Below are 22,136 nucleotides of genomic sequence, written 5' to 3'. Positions count from 1 at the left end.
GCGAAGAACCTGAGAGCGCCGCGTTGAATCAGGATGCCCGCGTCATCGTTAACGACCTTCGCGAGCAAGCCCGCTCCCACATTTGAACCGTGCCCGCTTTAGCTTTTGATTTTGGGCGGCCTCAACACGTGCCTTTCAGATCACATGCGCCCGCTGCAGCTCAGTCAGCGCCAGTGCCTTGAGCCGCGCCAACAGCGGATCCCGCCGATCCCGCGGATGCACCAGCTCCACCGCCAGCTCCTGGCGAATGCTGCTGGGCCGGTTATCCATCACCAACACCCGGTCACTCAGGTACAGCGCTTCGTCCACATCGTGAGTCACCAGCAGCAAGGCGATCCCATGGTGCTCAGCCAACTGCAGCAACAGGTCCTGCAGCTTCATGCGGGTAAACGCATCCACCGCGCTGAACGGCTCGTCCAGCAGCAATACCTGCGGTCTCGAATACAGCCCGCGAGCGATCGCCACCCGTTGCGCCATCCCGCCCGACAACGCCTTGGGCAACGCCCCGCCAAACCCCGTCAGCCCCACCTCATCAATCAACTGCGCGACCCAGGCCTTGTCATAGCCATCGTCATCGCTGAAGCCGATGTTTTGCTCCACCGTCAGCCACGGCATCAGACGCGGCTCCTGGAAGACAAATGCAACCTCACCACCGCCTTGCAGCAGTTCCCCCTGATAGTCCTTTTCCAGCCCGGCGACGATCCGCAGCAACGTGCTTTTGCCACAGCCGCTGGGCCCCAGCAAGCTCACCGCTTCCCGGGGTTGCAGGGCCAAGTGGACGTTGGTCAGTACCGTGGTGGCGCCGAAGCTCTTACGCTCGACGCGAATATCCAGTAGCGCTTCACTCATGCTCAATGCTCCGGGCCTTGGCCGTTGAAGGTATCGCGCCAGGCCAGGCAGCGTTTTTCCAGGGCGGCCAACAGGCCGTCGCTGATCTTGCCCAGCAGCGCCAACACGATGATCGCCGCCAGCACAATGTCGGGCCGTGAGGTTTCCCGGCCATCGCTGAGCAGGTAACCCAGGCCCTTGGTGGCGGCGATCAACTCGGCCGCCACCAGGAACATCCACGCCAGGCTCAGGCCGCTGCGCAAGCCGGTGAACAAACCGGGCAGGGCGGCGGGCAACAGGATGCGACGCACCAGGCGCGTACGGCTGAAGCCATACATCTGCCCGACTTCCACCAGCTTGCGGTCGATGTCGCGTATCGCTGCAACGCCATTGAGGTACACCGGGAAGAACGCGCCGATGGCAATCAACACGATCTTCGAGGTCTCATCAATGCCCAGCCATAGCAGCAACAGCGGCACCCAGGCCAGGCTCGGGATCGAGCGCAGGCCGGCGAAGGTCGGCTCCAGATACGCCTCGGCCTCGCGGCTCAAGCCGACCCAGGCGGCAAACACCAGCGCCAGGCTGGCACCAATGGCGAACCCCAGCAGCACTCGTAACAGGCTGGCGCTGATGTGTTTCCACAGCGCGCCTTCGGCGAGGTCGGTGAGGGTCACGGCGATCTCGCTGGGGGCCGGCATCTGGTAGGACGGCAGCCAGCCGATGCGCACCACCACCTCGAGGATCACCAGGATCAGCACCGGCAACGCCAGGCCCTTGAGTCGCCGTGGCCAGGCGCTGCGCTGAGCGGTAACGGTGGGCGCAAGCGCGACGGGCAGGGTTTCGCTTTTGCTGCTCATGACGCTCCCCTTATGGACGAGGCAAGGCCTGGCCGAAGCTTGGGTCGATCAACTGGTCGATCACCTGATCCACATTCACCCCACGGCGCACCAGTTCTTCCGACACCAGGATCGGCGCGGCGGCCTTGGATGACACTACGTCCTGTGCGGTCAGCAACGGGCTGCTCAAGTCGGTGCGCGACAGTTGCAGCTTGGCCACGTCGAGGGGCAGGCCGGACTCGTCGGCCAGCAGCTTGGCGAATTCGTCAGGGTGCTTGACCGCCCAGTTGCGAGCTTTTTCATAGGCGCCGAGCACCTTGGCGATGGTCTGTGGGTGCTCCTTGGCGTACTTGTCGGTCACGCTGACCACGCCGTAGCTGTTGAAGTCCTTGTTGCGGTACAGCAGGCGCGAGCCCGCCTGGATTTCGCTGGCGGCCATGTGCGGGTCGAGGCCGGCCCAGGCGTCGACATCACCTTTTTCCAGGGCGGTACGGCCGTCCGGGTGTTGCAGGTGCACCAGCTCCACGTCGTCCTTGCTCAGGCCAGCTTTCTGCAGGCTACGCAGGGTGAACAGGTACGGGTCAGTGCCTTTGGTGGCGGCGATTTTCTTGCCCTTGAGGTCGGTGACGCTCTTGAAGGTGGAATCCTTGCGTACTACCAGTGCGGTCCACTCGGCGCGGCTGTAGACGTACACCGACTTGATCGGGCTGCCATTGGCCCGGCTCAATACTGCTGACAGGCTGGCGGACGAAGCGAAGTCGACGCCGCCGCTGTTGAGGTATTCCAGCGAGCGATTGCTGCCTTGACTCAACACCCAGCCGACCTTGGTTTGCGGCAGCGCTTCTTCAAGCCAGCCGAAGTGTTTGAGCACCAGGCTCACCGGGGAGTAATAGGCGTAATCCAGGTTGACTTGCGCAGGGTCGGTTTCCGCTGCATGGGCCAGGTGTTGCAGGCTGAGGGCCAGGGCGCAGGCGCCCAACAGGGTGTTGACGAAGGGTTTCATGGAACAGCTCCGGGCAAGGCGGGAAAGAGAAGGCTTTTCTTATATTCAGAAAATTCATATGGCATGTTCCATCATGCGTTATAGGAATATGCAGTCTCTGTGCCAGCGTCTTTCGTGCTGCCGGGCAATACCCCACGTAGCAGCTGTCGAGCCTAAGCGAGGCTGCGTTCGCGGTGTATCAGACAGACCGCTGACGCAGCCTCGCTTAGGCTCGACAGCTGCTACGTGGGGGAGCGGTTGGGAGTGGGGAGGTGGGCACTTTGTTGAATCACTGTTGGCTACGCAACAGCTTGCATATGTTTTTATGGAATAAATAAAGAGTTATATATTCCTTTTGTTGGTTTCACGAATAGGGCACTTTGAGTGCCTGCGCATTCGTGCGGATTGACCCAACAGACCAAAGGAAAGCCGACATGACCATTAAAGCGATCAACGTGCGCAACCAGTTCAAAGGCGTGATCAAGGAAATTCTGATCGGCGAAGTGGTGTCCGAGATCGACGTGCAAACCGCGTCGGGGATCGTGACGTCGGTGATTACCACCCGCTCGGTGCGTGACCTGGAATTGAAGGTGGGCAGTGAAGTGATTGCCTTTGTGAAGTCGACTGAAGTGTCGATCGCCAAGCTGTAAACCCGAGTCCAGTTGTGAACCCAATCCAAATGTGGGAGCTGGCTTGCCTGCGATGACTGAGTGTCAGTCGACCTATTTGTCGGCTGATACACCGCTATCGCAGGCAAGCCAGCTCCCACACTGATTTGTGTAGATTTAGTTGAGCCGAGGCCCGCCTCCTGATGGCCGTGACCCCGGCTTCTCATCCGAAGCATCCGGCAGTGCCTTGGGCGTTTCGCTTGGGTCCTTGTAGTCCTTGTGCAAATCCCCATCCAGCCGGTTGCTCGACGAGCCGCCACTTTGGGGTGTCGAGTCGAAATGCTCCCACTCCGATTGCTGGAAGCGGAACAGGCTGTCATCGGTCGGCGTGTCGCGGCCGTGGTAGTGGTGAATTTCGTAGTGGGCGTATTCGACCTTGTCCGCCCAGTTGTCCTGCAACAAGCCGTCGCCGGCCAGGTCGCGGTACCAGTCGTTTTCCTTCTCGGTGGCCTTCTGTTTTTTGTTGTGGTCGACGAAGTAGCCGATGATCCCGCCCACCACCGCCAACACCACGCCCACCAGGAACAGCGGCCCGGTCAGCGCCGCCGCCGTGCCCGCGCCGAACAACGCCGCCGCACCCAATACCCCGGCCGACGCGCCGAACGCACCGCCCGCCACTTGCAAGCCACCTGCGGCCTGAGCCAAAGGATCTTTGCTGTCCACGCCGCTTTTGATCGCCAGGGCGCCGAGCACAATGTCGGCAAAACCACCGGCAATGTCTGTTGCCGGGCCCAGCACCTTGATCACGGACCCGGCGATCTTCGCCGATTGGGAGGCGCCAAGCTTGGCCGCACCGGCGGCCTTGAGGCCATCATCCAGGTGAGTGGCGAGGCCTTCGGTGGCTTCGGTCACGGCTTTGTCACCTTCGCCAAACAGCTTGGCGACGCCGTCGTACTGGCTGTCGGGAACCGCGTCCAGGGCGGCGGCGATTTCCTTGCTGACCTTTGAGTCGATCTCGGTGGGCTTGCTGAAGTCGATGACTTTGCCGGCCGCACCTTCCTTGCCCCAGATTTCCGGCAGGGTCTTGTCCAGGCCGAGGAAGTCCACCAAGCCGCCCTTGCCCAGGGCTTCGCCGATCTTGTCACCGAGCTTGACGAAGTGGCTCGCGCCGCCGGCAAAACTCAGGAAGTCCTTGGCGATGGTCATGCGTTGGGCCGGGGTTTCGCCGAGCTTGCCGCCTTTGCCCACCAGTTGGTAAATCCCCGAGAACAGGCTGACGCCGGCGCCCATCGAACCGAGGATGCCTTTGCTGTTGAGGGTGTTGAACACCTCGCCGAGCATGCCGCGATCCGCCACCGGGATATAGGGTTTGCTCAGGGCGGTTTTCACGTCGGCTTCGCTGATGGTGCCGCTGTTCTTATAGACGTCGCCGAGTTCTTCCAGGGCCTTGGTCACGGCCGAGGATTTCTCCTTGCCCTCCAGGCCCTCGTTGAGGAATTTCTCCAGCACTTCCTGGCTGCGACGCGGCAGGTCCAGCAGGTTGCCCTTGAGCACACCCTTGAGCAGGCCGAACAGGTCCTTGGTGGCCAGTTCCTTGTTCTCGTCGGAGATCTTGCTCGGGTCGGACAGTATCTCGTTAAGGTCGGTGGTGAGACCGTCGGCCTGGATGTTCTGCGCAGCCTTGGTAGCGGCTTCCGGGTCGAACAGCGACAGCGAGGTCAGGGTGTTGCTCAGGTCTTGCTGGGCTTCGTGGCTCTTGCCCTGTTTTTGCAGGTCCTTGAGGTACAGCACGTAGTCCGGGTTGCTGGTCAGGTCGAGGAGCTTCTGCTTGATCTCGTCCTTGTTGGGCAGGTGACTGATGGCGTCGTCCATTTTGGTCTTGTAGTCGGCCTGCACGGTCGGGTCTTTGAACAGTTCGCCAATCTGCTCCTGCACCGCCTTGCCGTCGATGATGTCGTGCATGTCGGCGGAGGTGAGTTCGGTCTGCTTGTCATCGAACTCGCGCCAGGTGGTGTTGAACGGGCGCTTGGATTCTTCGTAGCCGGTGATGCCATGGCCGTTCTGGTAGGCGGCCTGGGCTTCCAGGGCGCGGACCAGTTTGGCTCGCGGGTCGTCCTTGGGAATCGAGCCGTCCTTGACGCCGGCGCGGTAGGTGTCGATCAGTTCAGTGGTGGCCAGTTCGCTGACGCTTTGGGTCGGCGATTTGTCGTCGTCCTTGTCGGCATGCACGCCGGTGTCGAGGTTGAGCACGTCCAGCTCATCGTTGCTCGGCAGGTTGTACTTGGCGCGGGTTTCGTCGACGGTGCCGGCGCTCCAGGCTTCCCATTTCGCCACCACTTCGTCGTAGAGCTGCGGGCTGAGCTCCTTGGAGACGATGACCTTGCCTTCGCTGGTTTCATAGCGGATCAGGCCGTCGCCCAGCTCGTCGGGGGAGCCGAAGGTGATGTCGGTGTTTTTCAGGAAATCATTCGGCCCGGCCAGCTTGTAGCCGGCGTCTTCACTGCTGTGGATCTTGCTCCAGGTGTCCTGGGCGGTGGCCACGCTCTTGAACAGTTCCGGGCTGACATCGGCCGACACCACCACCTTGGTGCCGTCGTGGGTTTCATAGGTCAGCACGTTGCCTTGCTGGCCTTCGATCCAGCCGAAGCCCTTGTAGTCATTCAGTTCCGGCACCTTGGTATTGGCATCTGCCAGGGTCGAGCCGTCGTTGAGGGCGGACTCTACGGCGGCCTTTTTGTCGGGGTTGGTGTAGACCTCGTGCAGGCCTGCCAGGTAGTCGAACAACTTGGGGTTGTCGTCGCGAGCCACGACCATTTTCTGGCCATTGCTTTCAAAGCGGATCAGGCCGGGGCCGACTTCATCCTTGGGACCCACTGTAGTGCCGGCGTAGGGCGGCCACACTTCGTTGTCGCTGGCGCGTTTGTAGCCGGCGTCTTCGCTGCTGCCCAGGCCGGTGAAGCTTTCATAGGCTTCCTTGGCTTTCTGGAAGGCCTCGGGGTTGTCTCGCTGGCTGATGACAAACTTCTTGCCGTCCTGGGTTTCATAGCGAATCACACCGGGGCCGGTTTCGTCGGGCGGCCCGAGGGATTTGTAGTCACCGAGTTTTTCCGGGGCCGTGGCATCGCTGCCCAGACGCTCGTAGCCGGCGGCTTCGCTGGCGTTGACGCCGGACAGGGCCTTGAAGTCGGCGCTGACTTGCTTGAACAGGTCGGGGCTGTTTTTTTCGCTGACAATGACCTTCTTGCCATCCTGGGTTTCATAACGGATCAGGCCGGGGCCGACTTCATCAGCCGGACCGATGGCCTTGTAGTCACCCAGGCTCGCCGGCGGTGCGGCGTCCTTGGCGGCCAGTTCATAGCCTTGTTCCTTGCTGGCTGCGAGCCCTTGCGCGGTTTTGTCGCCGGCCTCGACCTTCTTGTTGTTGGCGCTGTTCTTGAGCAGCACGTGGAACGCCGCGCCGGACTTGGGCGGTGTGAGAGGAAGGGCTTTGGGGTCGGTCGAGCGGTTGAGCGGCTGGGTCGTCATGCCATGGAACTCCTGCTGTTACCGGTGGGACGAATCGGCAAAAACAGTAACAGCAGGGGTTCGGCGGTCGTTGCGAAAAGTTGTGAATTGCGCCTTAACGGTGACGCAGGCTGCGTTCCAGGCGGGCAATGCCTTCTTCCAGCATGGCCCTCGGGCAGCCGAAGTTCAGGCGCACGAACTGCTGGCTGTCATCGCCGAATTCGATCCCCGCGCTCAAGCCGACCTTGGCCTGCTCAAGGAAGAATCGTTGCGGGTCGTCCAGGCCCAGGGCGCTGCAATCCAGCCACGCCAGATAAGTGCCTTGGGGCGCATGCATCACCACGCCAGGCAGGCGGGTTTGCACGGCGTTCAGCAGGTAATCACGGTTGGCTTGCAGGTAGGCCACCAGCGCTTGCAGCCAGTCGCCGCAGTCGCTGTAGGCCGCACGGGTGGCTTCCAGGCCCAGGGGGCTGACGCTGTCGACCATGCCGCAACGGGCGTGATTGAAGCGTTCGCGAATCTCGGGGTTCTGGATCACCGCAAAGCAGGTCTTCAACCCGGCGACGTTGTACGCCTTGCTCGCCGACATCAGGGTGATGGTGCGCTGGGCGATTTCCGGGCTGAGGCTGGCAGTGGGGATATGGCGGCGGCCGTCAAAACACAGTTCGGCGTGGATTTCATCGGAGACGATCAGCGCGCCCTGGTCCAGGCAGGCAGTGGCCACGGCCAGCAGTTCTTCACGGGGGAAGACCTTGCCCATCGGGTTGTGCGGGTTGCTCAACAGCAACGCACCGGCGCCTTTGAGTACCTCACGCATCGCTGGCAACGGCGTGAGGTACTCGCCTTCGGCGCTCAACTCAAACGGCACTTCGATCTTCGGCAGGTTCCAGTGGCCAGGTGCCAGGCGAATCGGACGATAGTTGGGGGTTTGCAACACCACCGCTTGCCCAGGCTGCACAAACGCGTGCAACGCCATGTTGAAACCAGGCTCGACACCCGGCAAAAACAGCAGCTCATCCGGTTGTACGCGCCAGGCGTACTTGGCCCATAAATCGGCGACGATCGCTTCACGCACGCCATCGCAGGCCACGCTGTAGCCGAGGATCTGCTGACCCAGGCGCTCGTGCAACGCTTGAAGCACGGCCGGTGGCGCGGCGATGTCCATGTCGGCAATCCACATCGGCAGAACGTCTTGCGGGTAACGACTCCACTTGGTGCTGCCGGTGCCGAGGCGGGAGTGGATCGTGTCGAAGTCAAAGCTCATGGGTGGCTCGTGTCAGGGAGGCTGGCGTGGAAATGGCGCTGATTCTAGCGCCATTAATTTTACGCGCCAGAGCTGATTGCCGCTTGGGCTCCCGCTTGCCGGTAAAAAGCCCCGGACAACTGCTGTTGGGCCTGTTCCACGCTACGTTGCACGGCGGCTTCGCCACGGACCATGGCGCCCAGATAGGCGAACTCTACCGTGCGTATGCCCACGGTGCCGAGGATTGCCTGCAGGTAGGGCGTAAGGAAGTCGGGTTCACGGTTCTTTCGCGAACTTCCGGAACTGACCAGCACAAAGGTTGGCCGGTCCTGGAGCAAGGCGACTTTTTCAAACTGTGGGTTGACGGTGAAACTGCGGTGGATACGTACCACATGATCGATCCAGCACTTAAGCGCTGCCGGCACCGTGAAATTGTGCACCGGGGTGCAGATAATCAGCAGGTCACAAGCCTCGAGCTCGACGATCAGTTGCTCGGACAGCGCCGTTGCCGCGCCACTGAGCCCGCCGGGCGTGGTCAGTGCGTTGGCGTATTCCCGGGTCAGCGGTGGCAGGGCCTGGCCGCCGTAGTCGCGCTCGACCACCTCGGCCTCGGGCGCCTGTTCACAGAGCAGGGCGCGGGCCAGGCGGAAGGTCTGGGCCGCCTTGCCGTGGGGGCTGAAACTCAGCAGCAGGGCGCGGGTCATTGGCTCAGATCCTGGGAAAAGTGCATCCCCAGCGGCAGCAGGCCCTGGCGGAAATAGAAGCGCTGGGCCAGGGCCATGTGCATGCCGGTGTCCAGTACCAGATAGCGATAACCCAGGCGGCGGGTGTGCTGGCGTACCTGATCCAGCAGTCGTTCGCCCAGGCGCCGGCGTTGCAGGGACGCGTCCACTACCAGGTCATCGACGTAGATAAAGCGGCCATACAGCAGGTTTTCCGTCAGGCGGTAACCGGCCAGGCCCAGCACCTGGCCGTTTTCCCGGGCGGCCAGCAGGCGATAACCGTTTTCCCGCTGGCGCTGGATCTGCTCGGCAAAGGCGTGCGGGTCTTCCAGTTTTGGCCGCAGTTGCTGCATGACGGCAAAACAGGCCAGGCAGTCGGCGTCGCTTTCGATGTGCACAAACTCAACAGCGTCATTCATGGTTGCCGTGCTCCATGTGCGCTTTTACGGCGGCAGGGACTTTGCGAAAGCTGATGGCGACGCGGTTCAGGGCGTTCATCAGGGCGATAGCCAGGGTCAGGTCGGCAATTTCCTTGTCGTCGAAGAGGGCCTTGGCCTCGGCATAGTGTTCGTCCGGCACCTCGGTGTGTGCGACCTGGGTCACCGACTCGGCCCACGCTAACGCAGCACATTCACGCGGAGTGAACAACGGCAAGGCTTCGCGCCATGCGGCCAGCAGCATCAGCTTTTCCAGGCTCACGCCCTGTTTGAGCAGGTCGCGGGAATGAGAGTCCAGGCAGTAGGCGCAACCGTTGAGTTGGGAAACACGCAGGTACACCAGGTCAATCAATTCCTTCTCCAGGCCGCAGCCATGGATGTAGCTGTGCACCGAGCCAAGGGCCTTGTAGCCGGCGGGCGCTGCCTGGGCGTAGTCGAGACGGTGTTGCATGCTGTGTTCCTTGCTGTGGTGAAGTGATGCCGTCAGTTTGGCGGCCTGGTCGCCGGCTCAATAGGGCCAAGAATGGACAAGCGGGTTGGGACAAGATCAGACTCCAGCGCTGATTCACTGTGAGCCGGATAACGATGTCGTCACTGCCCAAATACCAGGAGATTTACCGGCGCTTTCGCCAGGCCATTGATCAGGGCCAACTGCGTCCTGGCGAACGGGTGCCGTCGGTGCGCAGCTTGGCCCAGGAGTTGAAGGTGGCCCGGGGCACCGTGGAGACGGCCTACCAGTTACTGGTCAGCGAGGGGTTCTTCCTGGCGCGCGGGCAAGCGGGAACGGTGGTGGCCGAGGCGCTGCCGCAGCGGTCGATCAAGTCGCTGGCGGTCGAATCGCAGCCCTTGGCGCCGACCTCTGCGCCGCGCCTGTTGCAACTGGGCTTGCCGGCGCTCGATAGCTTTCCGCGCAAGTTATGGGCGCGCCTGGTCACCCGGCAGGTCCGGCGTGTCGACGTCAACAGCCTGGCCATGGGTGACGTGCGGGGTGCCCGGTCGCTGCGTGTGGCGATTGCTCAATACCTGGCGCTGTACCGTGGTGTGGAGTGCTCGCCGGAGCAGGTGTTCGTGTGTGCGGGTTACTCGGCGTGCCTCGCGCTGGTGTGTGATGCGTTGCAGATGGCAGGCAAGCACTGCTGGTTCGAAGACCCGGGCTATTTGCATGCGCGGCAGTTGTTGCTCCACCTGGAGGTGAAGTTGGTGCCGGTGCCGGTCGACCGTGACGGGCTCGATGTCGAGGAGGGCGTACGACGTGCCCCAAAGGCGCGGCTGGCGATTGTCACGCCGGCTCACCAAAGCCCGCTGGGTGTCGCCCTCAGTGCCACCCGGCGCCGTAGCCTGCTCGACTGGGCGCAGACCCATGGCGGCTGGTTGGTGGAGGACGACTACGACAGTGAGTTTCGTTACAAGGGGCAGCCCTTGGCGGCGCTCAAAAGCCAGGACACGGCGGACCGGGTGATTTACTCGGGCAGCTTCAGCAAGATGCTGTTCCCGGGTTTGCGGCTGGGCTATCTGGTGGTGCCGCAGGCGTTGCTCCCGGCCTTTGAGGCCAGCGCCCGCATCCTGCAAAACCGCAGTGCCGAGTTGCTGCAAGCCACCACCGCCGACTTTCTCGACCAGGGCCATTTCACCCGCCACCTGAAAAAAATGCGCCAGCTCTATACCCAGCGGCGCGGCTTTCTGGTGGATGCGCTGAACAGTCATTGCGGGGCATTTTTGCAGGTCGATGAACAGTCTGGCGGGATCAATTTGTTGGCGCGGTTGCGGGTGGAGGTCTCTGATCAGGCAGTTGCGTCTCAGGCTGCCGACGCGGGGCTGGGGATTCAGGCACTGTCTGTCTGGAGTATCGAGACGGGGCGCCAGCAAGGCCTGTTGATGGGTTTCACCAACCTGGCGACGCGCCAGCATGCCGTGGAGGCGGCGTTGCTGTTGCGGGAGGTCATCAGAGGGGCTTTATGAAGGCTGGTTGAACATCTTCATTCGCCACATCCGTTCCGAGCTTCTACCCTGAAGGCATAGCCCCAGGACGCCAAGCGCTCATGTACAAAGACCTGAAGTTCCCGGTTCTGATCGTACACCGCGACATCAAGGCCGACACCGTTGCCGGCGACCGCGTCCGGGGCATTGCCCGGGAGCTGGAACAGGAGGGCTTCAGTATCTTTTCGGCGGTGGACTACGCCGAGGGCCGCCTGGTGGCTTCGACCCATCACGGCCTGGCCTGCATGCTGATCGCCGCCGAGGGCGCCGGGGAAAATACCCACCTGATGCAAAACATGGTGGAGCTGATCCGCCTGGCGCGGGTGCGGGCGCCGAACCTGCCGATCTTTGCCCTGGGTGAGCAAGTCACCCTGGAAAACGCCCCGGCCGACGCCATGAGCGAACTCAACCAATTGCGGGGCATTCTTTACCTGTTTGAAGACACCGTGCCTTTTCTCGCGCGGCAAGTCGCACGGGCCGCGCGGGCTTACCTGGATGGCCTGTTGCCGCCATTCTTCAAGGCCCTGGTGCAGCACACGGCGGATTCCAATTACTCCTGGCACACCCCCGGCCATGGCGGTGGCGTGGCCTATCGCAAAAGCCCGGTGGGGCAGGCGTTTCATCAGTTTTTCGGGGAAAATACCCTGCGATCGGACTTGTCGGTGTCGGTGCCGGAGCTGGGTTCGCTGCTGGACCACACCGGCCCGCTGGCCGAAGCCGAGGCCCGGGCGGCGCGCAACTTCGGCGCGGATCACACCTACTTCGTGATCAATGGCACGTCCACCGCCAACAAGATCGTCTGGCATTCCATGGTTGGCCGGGATGACCTGGTGCTGGTGGACCGCAACTGCCACAAGTCGGTATTGCATTCGATCATCATGACCGGCGCCATTCCGTTGTACCTGTGCCCGGAGCGTAATGAACTGGGGATCATCGGACCGATTCCCCTGAGCGAGTTCAGCCCCGAATCGATCCGCGCGAAAATCGACGCCAGCCCGTTGACCCGAGGGCGACCGGCCAAGGTCAAGCTGGCGGTGGTCACCAATTCCACCTACGACGGCCTGTGCTACAACGCCGAGCTGATCAAGCAGCAACTGGGCAACAGTGTCGAGGTGCTGCACTTTGACGAAGCCTGGTATGCCTACGCGGCGTTTCATGAGTTCTTCGCCGGGCGCTACGGCATGGGCACGTCGCGCACGGCCGACAGCCCGCTGGTGTTCACCACACACTCCACCCACAAGCTGCTGGCGGCGTTCAGCCAGGCGTCGATGATCCATGTGCAGGATGGCGGTGTGCGCAAGCTCGACCGGGATCGCTTCAACGAAGCGTTCATGATGCATATTTCCACCTCGCCGCAGTACAGCATCATCGCCTCCCTGGATGTCGCCTCGGCAATGATGGAAGGGCCGGCGGGGCGCTCGTTGCTGCAAGAGATGTTTGACGAAGCCCTGAGCTTTCGTCGCGCCCTGGCCAACCTGCGCCAGCACATCGCCGCTGAAGACTGGTGGTTCTCCATCTGGCAGCCGCCGCTGGTGGCGGGCATTGACCGGGTGGTGACGGCGGACTGGCTGTTGCAACCCCAGGCCGACTGGCATGGCTTTGGCGATATCGCCGAAGACTACGTGTTGCTGGACCCGATCAAAGTCACTCTGGTGATGCCCGGCCTGAACGCCGGCGGGGCCTTGAGCGAGTGCGGAATCCCCGCTGCGGTGGTCAGTAAATTCCTCTGGGAACGTGGGCTGGTGGTGGAAAAGACCGGGCTGTATTCGTTCCTTGTGCTGTTTTCCATGGGCATCACCAAAGGCAAGTGGAGTACCCTGCTCACCGAATTACTGGAATTCAAGCGCAGTTATGACGCCAACGTGAGCCTTGCTGTCTGTTTGCCATCGGTGTTTCAGCAGGGCCCGGTGCGGTATCAGGGATTGGGTTTGAAGGACCTGTGCGACCAGTTGCACAGCTGCTACCGCAGCAATGCCACGGCCAAGCACTTGAAGCGGATGTACACGGTCTTGCCGGAAATCGCCATGAAACCGGCCGATGCCTACGACCTGTTGGTCAAGGGCGAAGTCGAGGCAGTGTCCATCGACGCTTTGCCAGGACGCATCGCAGCGGTCATGCTGGTGCCTTATCCGCCGGGTATTCCGTTGATCATGCCGGGTGAGCGGTTCACCGAATCGACTCGCTCGATCATTGATTACCTGGCGTTTGCCAGGACGTTTGACAGTAGTTTCCCCGGCTTTGTCGCCGATGTTCATGGACTGCAACACGAAGATGACGGCAATGGTCGCTGTTACACCGTCGATTGCATCAAGGGTTAAGAATGTTTATGCAAGCTGTAATGAACCCGAAGTACCCGGGTCTCAGTGTCCGCGTGGCTGATGAGGGATTTGACGCCTACGTGTGGGGTAATGACTTCAGCTTTGAGGTCAATGCCTATGGTGTGCCGGAAATGGGCAAGCGCGTCGATCAATGGGCGGTGGAGCGTATCGTGCCGTACCGCAAATGCTACGGCATCGACCCCGAGGAGTTCGCCAGCTTTCGTGACGCGGCCGACAGTGCGGTGTTCATGGCGTACCTCGATGACCGGCCCGTTGGGCACATCGTGGTCAGCACCAACTGGAACGGGTTTGCCCATGTGGATGAGCTGGCGGTGGTGTTGCCGGCGCGGCGCCATGGGGTGGCCAAGGCATTGCTGGACGTGGCGCAATTCTGGAGCCGCAAGAAGAACTTGCCGGGGATGATGCTGGAAACCCAGAACAACAACCTCGGTGCCTGCCGGCTGTATGAGCGCTGCGGGTATGTGATGGGCGGGATCGACCACCTGCGCTATCGCGGGATTGATCCCCAGACCCGTGAAGTGGCGATTTTCTGGTATCGGTTGTTCAAGACAGAACTGGAAGCGGTCTGAGCTTCACCAATCAACTGTAGGAGCTGTCGAGCCCTGGCGAGGCTGCGATAGCGGTGTGTCATGCGCCCTCTTTATCGACCATGCCGCCGCCATCGCAGCCTCGCTAAGGCTCGACAGCTCCCACATTTGATTTGAGTAATTCCGAGTGGTTGCGATCAAACACACAACTCCCAGACTTCCCCCGAACCCCTGTGGGAGCTGTCGAGCCCTGGCGAGGCCGCGATAGCGGTGTGTCAGGCGACCTCTTTATCGACTGTGCTGCCGTCTTCGCAGCCTCGCTGAGGCTCGACAGCTCCCACATTCGATTTGAGCAACTCGAGTGCTTGCGATCAAACACAAAACTCCCAGACTTCCCCCGAACCCCTGTGGGAGCCGTCGAGCCCAAGCGAGGCCGCGATAGCGGTGTGTCAGGCGATCTCTTTATCGACTGTGCTGCCGTCTTCGCAGCCTCGCTAAGGCTCGACAGCTCCCACATTCGGTTTGCGCAACCCGAGTGCTTGCTACCGAACACACAACTCCCAGACTTCCCCCAAACCCTGTGGGAGCTGTCGAGCCCTGGCGAGGCTGCGATAGCGGTGTGTCAGGCAACCTCTTTATCAACCATGCCGCCGTCTTCGCAGCCTCGCTAAGGCTCGACAGCTCCCACATTCGGTTTGCGCAACTCGAGTGCTTGCGATCAAACACAAAACTTCCAGACTTCCCCCGAACCCCTGTGGGAGCCGTCGAGCCCCAGCGAGGCCGCGATAGCGGTGTGTCAGGCAACCTCTTTATCGACTGTGCTGCCGTCTTCGCAGCCTCGCTAAGGCTCGACAGCTCCCACATTCGGTTTGCGCAACTCGAGTGCTTGCGATCAAACACAAAACTCCCAGACTTCCCCCGAACCCCTGTGGGAGCCGTCGAGCCCCAGCGAGGCCGCGATAGCGGTGTGTCAGGCAACCTCTTTATCGACCATGCCGCCGTTTTCTCAGCCTCGCTAAGGCTCGACAGCTCCCACATTCAGGGCAGTGTGCTTGTCAGCAGGCTTTCAGCCTTCTCGGTGACAATCTCCAGCAACGCATTCAAGGCGGGCGACGCTTCGCTGTCCTTTAGGGTCAACGCATACAAGGTCACCACCATCGGCGGTGACAATGGGCACGCATCCAGCCCGGCTTCCCGTGCGCCAGTGGCGGTGAACGGGTCGACAATCGCCAGACCTTCCCCGGCCTCTACCATGCTGCGCATCATCTGGTAGGTCTGCACCCGCGTTTGCACCACCGGCAGCGGGCGCAGGGCTTGCAGTTTGCTGTCCAGCAGGCGGCTCAGCGGGTCCTGGTCTTCGAGGCCGATCATCGACTGCCCGGCCAGCTCCTGTAGCGCAATGTACTTCTGCCGAGGCTTCAGCCAGCCATGGGGCGCGAGCAATTGCAGCTTGCCGTGTGCCAGTGGCGTGCTGTGGATCTGCGGATGTTCCGGGTCGTGCAGGCTCAGGCCAAGGTCTGCTTCGTGCAGCAGCAGGCTCTTGACGATGTCCCGGGTGGAGTGGCTGGAGAGGTTGCACGGCGTGTCTTGAAAGCGCCGGCGCAGCACGGCGATCGCCTGGGGCAGCAGTTGATTGGCCAGCGGCGGGGTGCACAGTGCGCGCAAGGGCGGGGCATGGTGGTGCTTCAGGCTGCTGGCCAGGCGTTGCACCGGCTCAAGGGCCGCATAGAAGTGGGCGATTTCGCCCTGCAGCTCGAGGGTTTCCCGGGTGGCCTGCAAGCGTCCGCGCACACTGGCGAACAGCATGAAACCCAATTGCAGCTCGGCATCCTTGAGCGTCGCGTCCACATCGGCCACGGGCAGTTGCAACCATTCGGCGGCAGTGCCGAGGTGTCCGGTCTGTAAAATCGCTTGAATGACTTCGATATGACGTAAACGCATGGCCGGAGTCTATGTTCAGCGCGACGTGGATTCAATGGCTCAGGCCCGGGTGTGGAAAAAAGACCCGCCACGGCAGCGGCCCAACTAGACTTGCACGGTCAAGTCCCTTGGCGCCTGCAACCAACAGGTCATATAAAGGGCGTATCAACCAAAGGATCCACGGGGAGCCTTATCGATGCTCGGTAAAACACACACGCGCGGATTTTCGTTGTGGGATCTGCTGGTGGCCGTGCTGGTTGTCGGTGTGCTGGTGATTGCAGTTGGGCCGCGGATCTTTGGCGACGTGACTCAAACCGAAATCGCCACGGCCAAGGTACAGCTGAAAGTGCTGGGCAAGGCGGTCGAGCAATTTCATCAGGATGTAGGGCGTTATCCTACCGACGACGAGGGTCTGGCGGTGTTGACGGTTCAGCCAGCGGGGGAAGGGAAGTGGCGGGGGCCCTATCTAAAGGATGAGGACATGCTGACAGACCCCTGGGGCGTGGCCTATCAGTACCACTATCCTCCCAGCCAGGCCAAAACCAACTTTGATCTGTTCTCGTTCGGCAAGGACCGGACACTGGGAGGCGTCGGCGATAATGTTGATATCGCCTATGGGGAATAACGTCTTATGAAGCGTGGATCGTTGCGGATTCGCGGGTGATGATAGTGCCCGACTGAATCAGCCTGAACTCATCGCCATCCAGTTTTTCTACGCGGTCGCCAATGGCCAGCTTGTAGGTGGTGGTGGGCGCCGATCCAGCCAGGCCGTCGAGGGGCGGGTTGGATTCCTGGAACTCATGCACCGAATAAACGCGACCTTCCGCGTCTCTGGCATGGAACTGTCCGACAAGTACTGCTGCCATCTGTTTAGAACCTCTGGAGATAAACACTCGATTTGCGGTTCTGTAGACCGTAGGAGAGCGGGGTAGTTTACCTATTGAAAAAAAATACTATTCGTTGACTTTTTCAGACATTACTTACAAGTCCATTTGCGGTGTAAACGTCCTTGGGATTGCAAAAACGCGCTGGTGATAGCGTCGCGCAGGCTCTATAACTACAAGCTCCTTAGTCAGAAATCGGGAAACCCCAATGAGCAAGGTCTACACGATTGCCGTACTGGTCGGCAGCTTGAGAAAAGAGTCGATCAACCGCAAGGTCGCCCTGGCATTGGCTGAGTTGGCGCCCGCCAACCTCAAATTGAACATTGTCGAAATTGGCGATTTGCCGCTCTACAGCGAGGACCTTGAAGGCGCTTCACCGCCGGCAGCCTACAGTACTTTCCGTCAACACGTGCGTTCATCCGACGCGGTGCTGTTTGTGACCCCCGAATACAACCGCTCGGTGCCGGGTGTATTGAAGAACGCAATTGACGTCGGTTCGCGGCCTTATGGCCAAAGTGTCTGGGGTGGCAAGCCAGGTGCGGTGATCAGTGTGTCCCCGGGCGCCATCGGTGGTTTTGGGGCCAATCACCATTTGCGCCAATCCCTGGTGTTCCTTGACGTGCCGTGCATGCAACAGCCGGAAGCCTACCTGGGCGGGGCGGGCAGTGTGTTCGACGAGTCGGGCAAGCTGTCGGAAAAGACCAAGCCGTTCTTGCAGGCGTTTATTGATGCCTACGGGAAGTGGGTGGAAAAACAACACGGTTGATTAGCCGCGCGAAAAAAGACCCCGCTATTTAAGCGTAATGCTGTTCACTTAAGCGGAGCAGCCTTACGGTCTACTGGAAATCGGGTTTTTGAGATCTTCACCGTCCTTGGCCTCGAAGGCCTTGGACGGTGATCCAGAAACAATCCTCCGATACCTGCCCTTAACTCTGCCAATCGTCTCCCTGTCGCTGAAATCGGGTTGGCCGCAGCCATCACAATCAATTGCACCGCGATGTACTGACAAGCCGGTTTGAAACGGATGTCCGAGGGCGCTCGGCCAAACGCCACCGCTGCCTGACTGGCTTCCCGACGAATTACGTTGTAAGCCAGCAAAAGTCCCCACACCTCCTGATAAATCAGCTCGACTTTTTTGCTGCGCAAGGTCATAGCGTTCTGTTGCATCGAACTCTTGATGTCCCTGAAGCCCAGCTCGATCTCCCAGCGTTCCTGATAAAGCTTGGCAACGGCCTTGGTGTTGTAGGTCTCGGCCGGCAAGGACGTCATGACGGTCTTCACTTTGCCTTGTATTTCATAGCTGACTTCACGTACCTCCCAGTGCGATGGAAGGACCGGATTTCGCTTTCTGGCCTGCGGTGAGACTTTCATGCGCACCAAACGGTCATGCACGCTGTAACGGGCCACTTCCTCACAGACCAGTCCTTTTTTTGCCGGGATCAACCAATGACGGTGGGTGCCCGAACGGCTCAAACTCGACAGTAGCTCGGCGCCCCAGAACCCTTTGTCGAACAGCGTCACTGAGTGGTCGGGAATCTGCTGCAAAAACTCGTCGGCCAAGCGCATTTCACTGCGTCGGTAAGGGCTCAATTGAGCATCCAGGATCACATGCGAACGCACATTCATCAGCGCCACCAGGCGCAGCATGGGAAACGGTGTCTGGCGCTCACTCGGGGTGTTTCCCGATCCAAAGTGATCTCGCAGCTCGGGCGTATCCGGAGTGCGTAAAAGTGCACCGTCCACCGCGAATACCTGCAGGTCGTGCCAGGCATCATCGTCGTAGCGCTCCGCCCCCCATTGAGTACCGGTCTTGCGAAACAGCCACTCAACAGGATCGGCACCGAGCCGCTTTCGCGCCTCGGTCACACCGCTGCGGGCCAACAAGTGGTCAGAAGCCAGGCCTTGGGCGCAGATGTTCAAACGTCTGGCCACTTCGTGAACCGGCTCATCTCGAAATAGCGCCATCCCCAGTACCAACCAAAGCACTTGATCAGCGGGCAGGCGACGCCGGCGAATGGTGGCCTGACTGGAAAGATCCAGCGCAGACGCTACCCACTCAATGGGAATATTTTGGGTAAAGGTGCTCAGGTCGCAGAAGTTGAAAAGGTCGCCGAGGTCAAGCAGGTCCTGTTGAACAGACATAAAAAATCCGATGCCAGAGGTCTGGTATCGGATTTTCTAGGAAGCCCGGCGTGGGCTCAAATGCTTAAGTGAACAGCATTACGCTATTTAAGCGGGGTCTTTTTTATCTGCGGTCAGGCCGCATGGTCGGCCACTACGGCGCTATTAACGCAGCCAGTTGGTTTTCGCCAACTCGATCACCTCATCACCGCGCCCGCTCATCACCGCCTTGAGCATGTACAGGCTGAAGCCCTTGGCCTGTTCCAGCTTGATGCTGGGCGGCATCACCAGTTCCTGGGTGGCGGTGACCACATCCACCAGCACCGGGCCGTCGTGGGCCAGGGCGCGGCGCAGGGCTGGCTCGAGGTCTTCGGACTGCTCTACCCGAATGCCGAGGATGCCCATGGCGTTGGACATGGCGGCAAAGTCCGGATTCTTCAGCTCGGTGCCGGTGTCCAGATAGCCCGCAGCTTTCATCTCCATGGCGACGAAGCCCAGGGATGAGTTGTTGAACACCACCAGTTTCACCGGCAGGTTCAACTGCGCCAGGCTGATGAAGTCCCCCATCAGCATGGTAAAGCCACCGTCGCCAGACATCGAAATCACCTGCCGCCCGGGAAACGCCGCTTGTGCGCCGATGGCCTGGGGCATGGCGTTGGCCATCGAGCCGTGGTTGAACGAGCCGATCAACCGGCGCTTGCCGTTCATCTTCAGGTAGCGCGCTGCCCACACCGTAGGCGAACCCACGTCGGCGGTGAAGATCGCATCGTCATCCGCCAGCTCACTGAGCAGGCGCGCGACGTATTGCGGATGAATCGGCCGGCCAGCCTTTGACGGTTCCGCCAGGTCATCCAGGCCTTGGCGCGCTTTCTCATAATGCTTGAGTGAGGTTTCGAGGAAGCTGCGATCCGTCTTGCGGGTCAGGCGCGGCAACAGCGCTTGAATCGTTTCGCTGACGTCGGCAGCAATCCCCAAGTCCAGGGTGGCACGTCGGCCCAATGCCTGCGGGTTGCGGTCGACCTGAATGATCTTCGCGTCAGTCGGGTAGAACTGGCGGTACGGGAAGTCGGTGCCGAGCATGATCAGCGTGTCGCAGTTGAGCATGGCGTGGTAACCGGAGCTGAAGCCGATCAGGCCGGTCATGCCGACGTCGAACGGGTTGTCCCACTCCACATGCTCCTTGCCGCGCAGGGCGTGAACCACCGGTGCGCCGAGGGCGTCGGCCAGGGCTACCACTTCATCGTGGGCGCCGGCACAGCCGCTGCCGCACAGCAGGGTGACTTTGCCGCTGTGTTCGAGGATGTCGGTAAGGCGTTGCAGGTCCTGTTCTGCCGGCAGGGTGCGCGGCGCCAGCAGGGCCGGCCATGGTTTGAATTTGTCTTCCACTTCCAGCAACGACACATCGCCAGGAATCACCACCACCGCCACGCCGCGATTGAGAATCGCCGAGCGCATGGCGCGATGCAGCACGTGGGGCATTTGTTCGGGGTTGGTCACCAGCTCGATGAAGTGACTGCACTCCTTGAACAGTTCCTGGGGATGGGTTTCCTGAAAGTAGTTCAGGCCGATCTCGGAGGAGGGGATCTGTGCGGCGATGGCCAGCACCGGCACATGGTTGCGATGGCAGTCGAACAGGCCATTGATCAAGTGCAGGTTGCCGGGGCCGCAGCTGCCGGCGCATACGGTCAATTCGCCGGTGGCGGCAGCTTCGGCACCGGCGGCGAACGCGGCCACTTCTTCGTGGCGCACGTGCATCCACTCGATGCTGTCCATGGTGCGCAGGGAGTCGGTCAGGCCGTTGAGGCTGTCGCCGGTCAGGCCCCAGATGCGCTTGATGCCCGCCTGTTCAAGGGTGGTCGCCAGTTGCTGGGCCAGGGTGATTTTCGCCATGAAGAACTCCAATCGTCAGTGAGGGTAAAAAGCTGCTGATCAGTAAAGGACAGTTCCATAGCGCTGAATGCTCCCCGCTCAATGTGAAGAATTGGTCATCGCGGCTCGATATTGGCGGGTGCGACGAGCGATAAACAGTTGGTCTTTTATCAATGCCAGCAGCGGCGCCACCCCGGGGTTCGGCTGGCGGCCACGGCTCAGGCGGCGAAGCTGATAGCGCACCACTGCCATGTTCGCCAGGCTGGCCAGAGGTTTGCGCTTCCAGCGGATCGGCGGCAGTTGCGGGTTGAGATCGCGGCCAGCGCGCCACTGCTTGATCAGGTGCGGCTCCAGGGTCAGGGCGGTGGCGATTCCGGCCATGGCGATGCCGCTGTCCAGAACTTGCTGGACGATTGGCAAACGGCGGATACCGCCGGTGACCATCACCGGCATGCTGGCGACTTTCGCCAGGTCGCTGGCCATCTCGATGAAATAGGCTTCGCGGGCCAAGGTGCGTCCGTCGCGAGCCTCGCCTTGCATGGCCGGGGCTTCGTAGCTGCCGCCGGACAACTCCAGCAGGTCGATGGCCAGGGGGTTGAGCAGCTCGACCACGGCGCGGGCGTCGGCGGCGTCAAACCCGCCACGCTGGAAGTCGGCGGAGTTGAGTTTTACTGCCACGCAGAAGTCCGGGCTCACAGAGGCGCGCACGGCCTTGACCACCTCCAGCAGCAGCCGCGCACGGTTTTCCACGCTACCGCCCCAGCGGTCCGTGCGCTGGTTGCTCAAGGGCGAGAGAAACTGGCTGAGCAGGTAGCCGTGGGCGGCATGGATCTGCGCGCCGCTGAAACCGGCTTTTTCGGCAAGACGCGCGCTGGTGGCGAAGCGCGAGATGACGTCCTGTATATCGTCCTCGGTCATCGCCTTGGGTTGGGCGAACATCTTCGAAAAGCCGCCGAGATCGAGGGCCACCGCAGAAGGTGCCAGTGCTGGCTGGCCGAGGTTGGCCATGGTCTGTCGGCCCGGGTGGTTGAGCTGTACCCAGAACTGCGCGCCCTTGGCCCGGCCAATCGTGGCCCATTGGCGAAACTTGTCCAGGTGACGTTCGTCTTCCAGCACCACGCCGCCGGGGCCGGTCATGGCGTGGCGGTCGATCATCACGTTGCCGGTCAGGATCAGGCCGGGTTCGCCTTCGGCCCAGGCTTGATACAGGCGCATCAAGGCCTCGGAAGGCGCCTGGTGTGCATCCGCCATGTTCTCTTCCATCGCCGCCTTGGCGATGCGGTTACTGATGAGCTGGCCGTTGGGCAATTGCAACGCTTCAAAGGGCGACATGCTTGAC

Annotated in this window: 19 protein-coding genes; 6 read left to right on the top strand and 13 right to left on the bottom strand. The window is 61.1% G+C overall.

The window, feature by feature from the left end; genetic code table 11:
- Window positions 1-135: 135 nt before the first annotated feature.
- From BLU46_RS00555 to BLU46_RS00545, 3 genes are read right to left on the bottom strand one after another with little or no spacing between them, the layout of a single operon-like run.
- Window positions 136-849: an ABC transporter ATP-binding protein gene (locus BLU46_RS00555; protein WP_093197171.1), complete on the bottom strand. Its 714-nt coding sequence runs from the start codon at window positions 847-849 to the stop codon at window positions 136-138.
- 2 nt (window positions 850-851) lie between these two features.
- On the bottom strand, window positions 852-1,685 hold the full coding sequence (locus BLU46_RS00550) for an ABC transporter permease (protein ID WP_063029987.1): 834 nt from the start codon (window positions 1,683-1,685) through the stop codon (window positions 852-854).
- Window positions 1,686-1,695: 10 nt separating this feature from the next.
- Window positions 1,696-2,667: an aliphatic sulfonate ABC transporter substrate-binding protein gene (locus BLU46_RS00545; RefSeq protein ID WP_093197166.1), complete on the bottom strand. Its 972-nt coding sequence runs from the start codon at window positions 2,665-2,667 to the stop codon at window positions 1,696-1,698.
- A 413-nt stretch (window positions 2,668-3,080) separates the two neighbouring features.
- On the opposite strand from BLU46_RS00545, the gene BLU46_RS00540 reads away from it, so the two are divergent.
- Window positions 3,081-3,296 (top strand): TOBE domain-containing protein, encoded by a 216-nt coding sequence (locus BLU46_RS00540; RefSeq protein ID WP_003217010.1) that lies wholly within the window; start codon window positions 3,081-3,083, stop codon window positions 3,294-3,296.
- Between the two features lie 135 nt (window positions 3,297-3,431).
- Here BLU46_RS00540 and BLU46_RS00535 read toward each other — a convergent pair whose 3' ends face one another.
- The 5 genes from BLU46_RS00535 to BLU46_RS00515 form a co-directional block, all read right to left on the bottom strand.
- Complete coding sequence (locus BLU46_RS00535) at window positions 3,432-6,779, bottom strand: hypothetical protein (protein ID WP_093197161.1); 3,348 nt, start codon at window positions 6,777-6,779, stop codon at window positions 3,432-3,434.
- Between the two features lie 94 nt (window positions 6,780-6,873).
- Window positions 6,874-8,022: a MalY/PatB family protein gene (locus BLU46_RS00530; protein ID WP_093197157.1), complete on the bottom strand. Its 1,149-nt coding sequence runs from the start codon at window positions 8,020-8,022 to the stop codon at window positions 6,874-6,876.
- Between the two features lie 59 nt (window positions 8,023-8,081).
- Window positions 8,082-8,705, bottom strand: a complete 624-nt coding sequence (locus tag BLU46_RS00525; RefSeq protein ID WP_093197153.1) for an FMN-dependent NADH-azoreductase — start codon at window positions 8,703-8,705, stop codon at window positions 8,082-8,084.
- Window positions 8,702-9,142 (bottom strand): GNAT family N-acetyltransferase, encoded by a 441-nt coding sequence (locus tag BLU46_RS00520; protein WP_093197149.1) that lies wholly within the window; start codon window positions 9,140-9,142, stop codon window positions 8,702-8,704. Before BLU46_RS00520 ends, BLU46_RS00525 begins: the two co-directional genes overlap by 4 nt.
- The gene (locus BLU46_RS00515; RefSeq protein WP_093197145.1) at window positions 9,135-9,611 is read right to left on the bottom strand and encodes a carboxymuconolactone decarboxylase family protein; all 477 of its coding nucleotides are present in this window, start codon (window positions 9,609-9,611) and stop codon (window positions 9,135-9,137) included. The genes BLU46_RS00520 and BLU46_RS00515 overlap by 8 nt, the downstream gene beginning before the upstream one ends.
- 134 nt (window positions 9,612-9,745) lie before the next feature.
- Between BLU46_RS00515 and pdxR the strand changes: the two genes are divergently transcribed.
- From pdxR to BLU46_RS00500, 3 genes are all read left to right on the top strand, one after another.
- Window positions 9,746-11,119: a MocR-like pyridoxine biosynthesis transcription factor PdxR gene (pdxR, locus tag BLU46_RS00510; RefSeq protein ID WP_063030001.1), complete on the top strand. Its 1,374-nt coding sequence runs from the start codon at window positions 9,746-9,748 to the stop codon at window positions 11,117-11,119.
- A gap of 80 nt (window positions 11,120-11,199) precedes the next feature.
- The gene (locus BLU46_RS00505; protein WP_093197142.1) at window positions 11,200-13,455 is read left to right on the top strand and encodes an Orn/Lys/Arg family decarboxylase; all 2,256 of its coding nucleotides are present in this window, start codon (window positions 11,200-11,202) and stop codon (window positions 13,453-13,455) included.
- Between the two features lie 20 nt (window positions 13,456-13,475).
- On the top strand, window positions 13,476-14,045 hold the full coding sequence (locus BLU46_RS00500) for a GNAT family N-acetyltransferase (protein ID WP_017480421.1): 570 nt from the start codon (window positions 13,476-13,478) through the stop codon (window positions 14,043-14,045).
- 996 nt (window positions 14,046-15,041) lie between these two features.
- On the opposite strand, the gene BLU46_RS00495 is transcribed toward BLU46_RS00500, so the two are convergent.
- Window positions 15,042-15,944 (bottom strand): LysR substrate-binding domain-containing protein, encoded by a 903-nt coding sequence (locus BLU46_RS00495; RefSeq protein WP_093197138.1) that lies wholly within the window; start codon window positions 15,942-15,944, stop codon window positions 15,042-15,044.
- A gap of 175 nt (window positions 15,945-16,119) precedes the next feature.
- Between BLU46_RS00495 and gspG the strand changes: the two genes are divergently transcribed.
- Window positions 16,120-16,548, top strand: a complete 429-nt coding sequence (gene gspG / locus BLU46_RS00490) for a type II secretion system major pseudopilin GspG (RefSeq protein WP_093197134.1) — start codon at window positions 16,120-16,122, stop codon at window positions 16,546-16,548.
- 4 nt (window positions 16,549-16,552) lie between these two features.
- On the opposite strand, the gene BLU46_RS00485 is transcribed toward gspG, so the two are convergent.
- Window positions 16,553-16,789 carry a hypothetical protein gene (locus BLU46_RS00485; RefSeq protein WP_003209248.1) on the bottom strand — a complete coding sequence of 79 codons (237 nt, stop codon included), beginning with the start codon at window positions 16,787-16,789 and terminating at the stop codon, window positions 16,553-16,555.
- Window positions 16,790-17,015: 226 nt separating this feature from the next.
- Here BLU46_RS00485 and BLU46_RS00480 point away from each other — a divergent pair, with 226 nt between their 5' ends.
- Complete coding sequence (locus tag BLU46_RS00480; RefSeq protein WP_063030009.1) at window positions 17,016-17,573, top strand: NADPH-dependent FMN reductase; 558 nt, start codon at window positions 17,016-17,018, stop codon at window positions 17,571-17,573.
- Between the two features lie 44 nt (window positions 17,574-17,617).
- Here BLU46_RS00480 and BLU46_RS00475 read toward each other — a convergent pair whose 3' ends face one another.
- The 3 genes from BLU46_RS00475 to BLU46_RS00465 form a co-directional block, all read right to left on the bottom strand.
- A complete protein-coding gene (locus BLU46_RS00475; protein WP_093197129.1) occupies window positions 17,618-18,949 on the bottom strand; it encodes an IS4 family transposase in 1,332 nt (443 codons plus the stop codon).
- 144 nt (window positions 18,950-19,093) lie between these two features.
- The gene (poxB, locus tag BLU46_RS00470) at window positions 19,094-20,818 is read right to left on the bottom strand and encodes a ubiquinone-dependent pyruvate dehydrogenase (RefSeq protein ID WP_008431335.1); all 1,725 of its coding nucleotides are present in this window, start codon (window positions 20,816-20,818) and stop codon (window positions 19,094-19,096) included.
- Between the two features lie 78 nt (window positions 20,819-20,896).
- On the bottom strand, window positions 20,897-22,129 hold the full coding sequence (locus BLU46_RS00465) for an NADH:flavin oxidoreductase/NADH oxidase family protein (protein WP_093197122.1): 1,233 nt from the start codon (window positions 22,127-22,129) through the stop codon (window positions 20,897-20,899).
- Window positions 22,130-22,136 lie beyond the last annotated feature (7 nt).

It is taken from the genome of Pseudomonas yamanorum, from assembly GCF_900105735.1.
In the GTDB taxonomy this organism is placed as follows: Bacteria; Pseudomonadota; Gammaproteobacteria; order Pseudomonadales; family Pseudomonadaceae; genus Aquipseudomonas; species Aquipseudomonas yamanorum.
The sequence above is the reverse complement of the archived record's forward strand: the minus strand, read 5'-3'. Positions and strand labels throughout refer to the sequence as shown.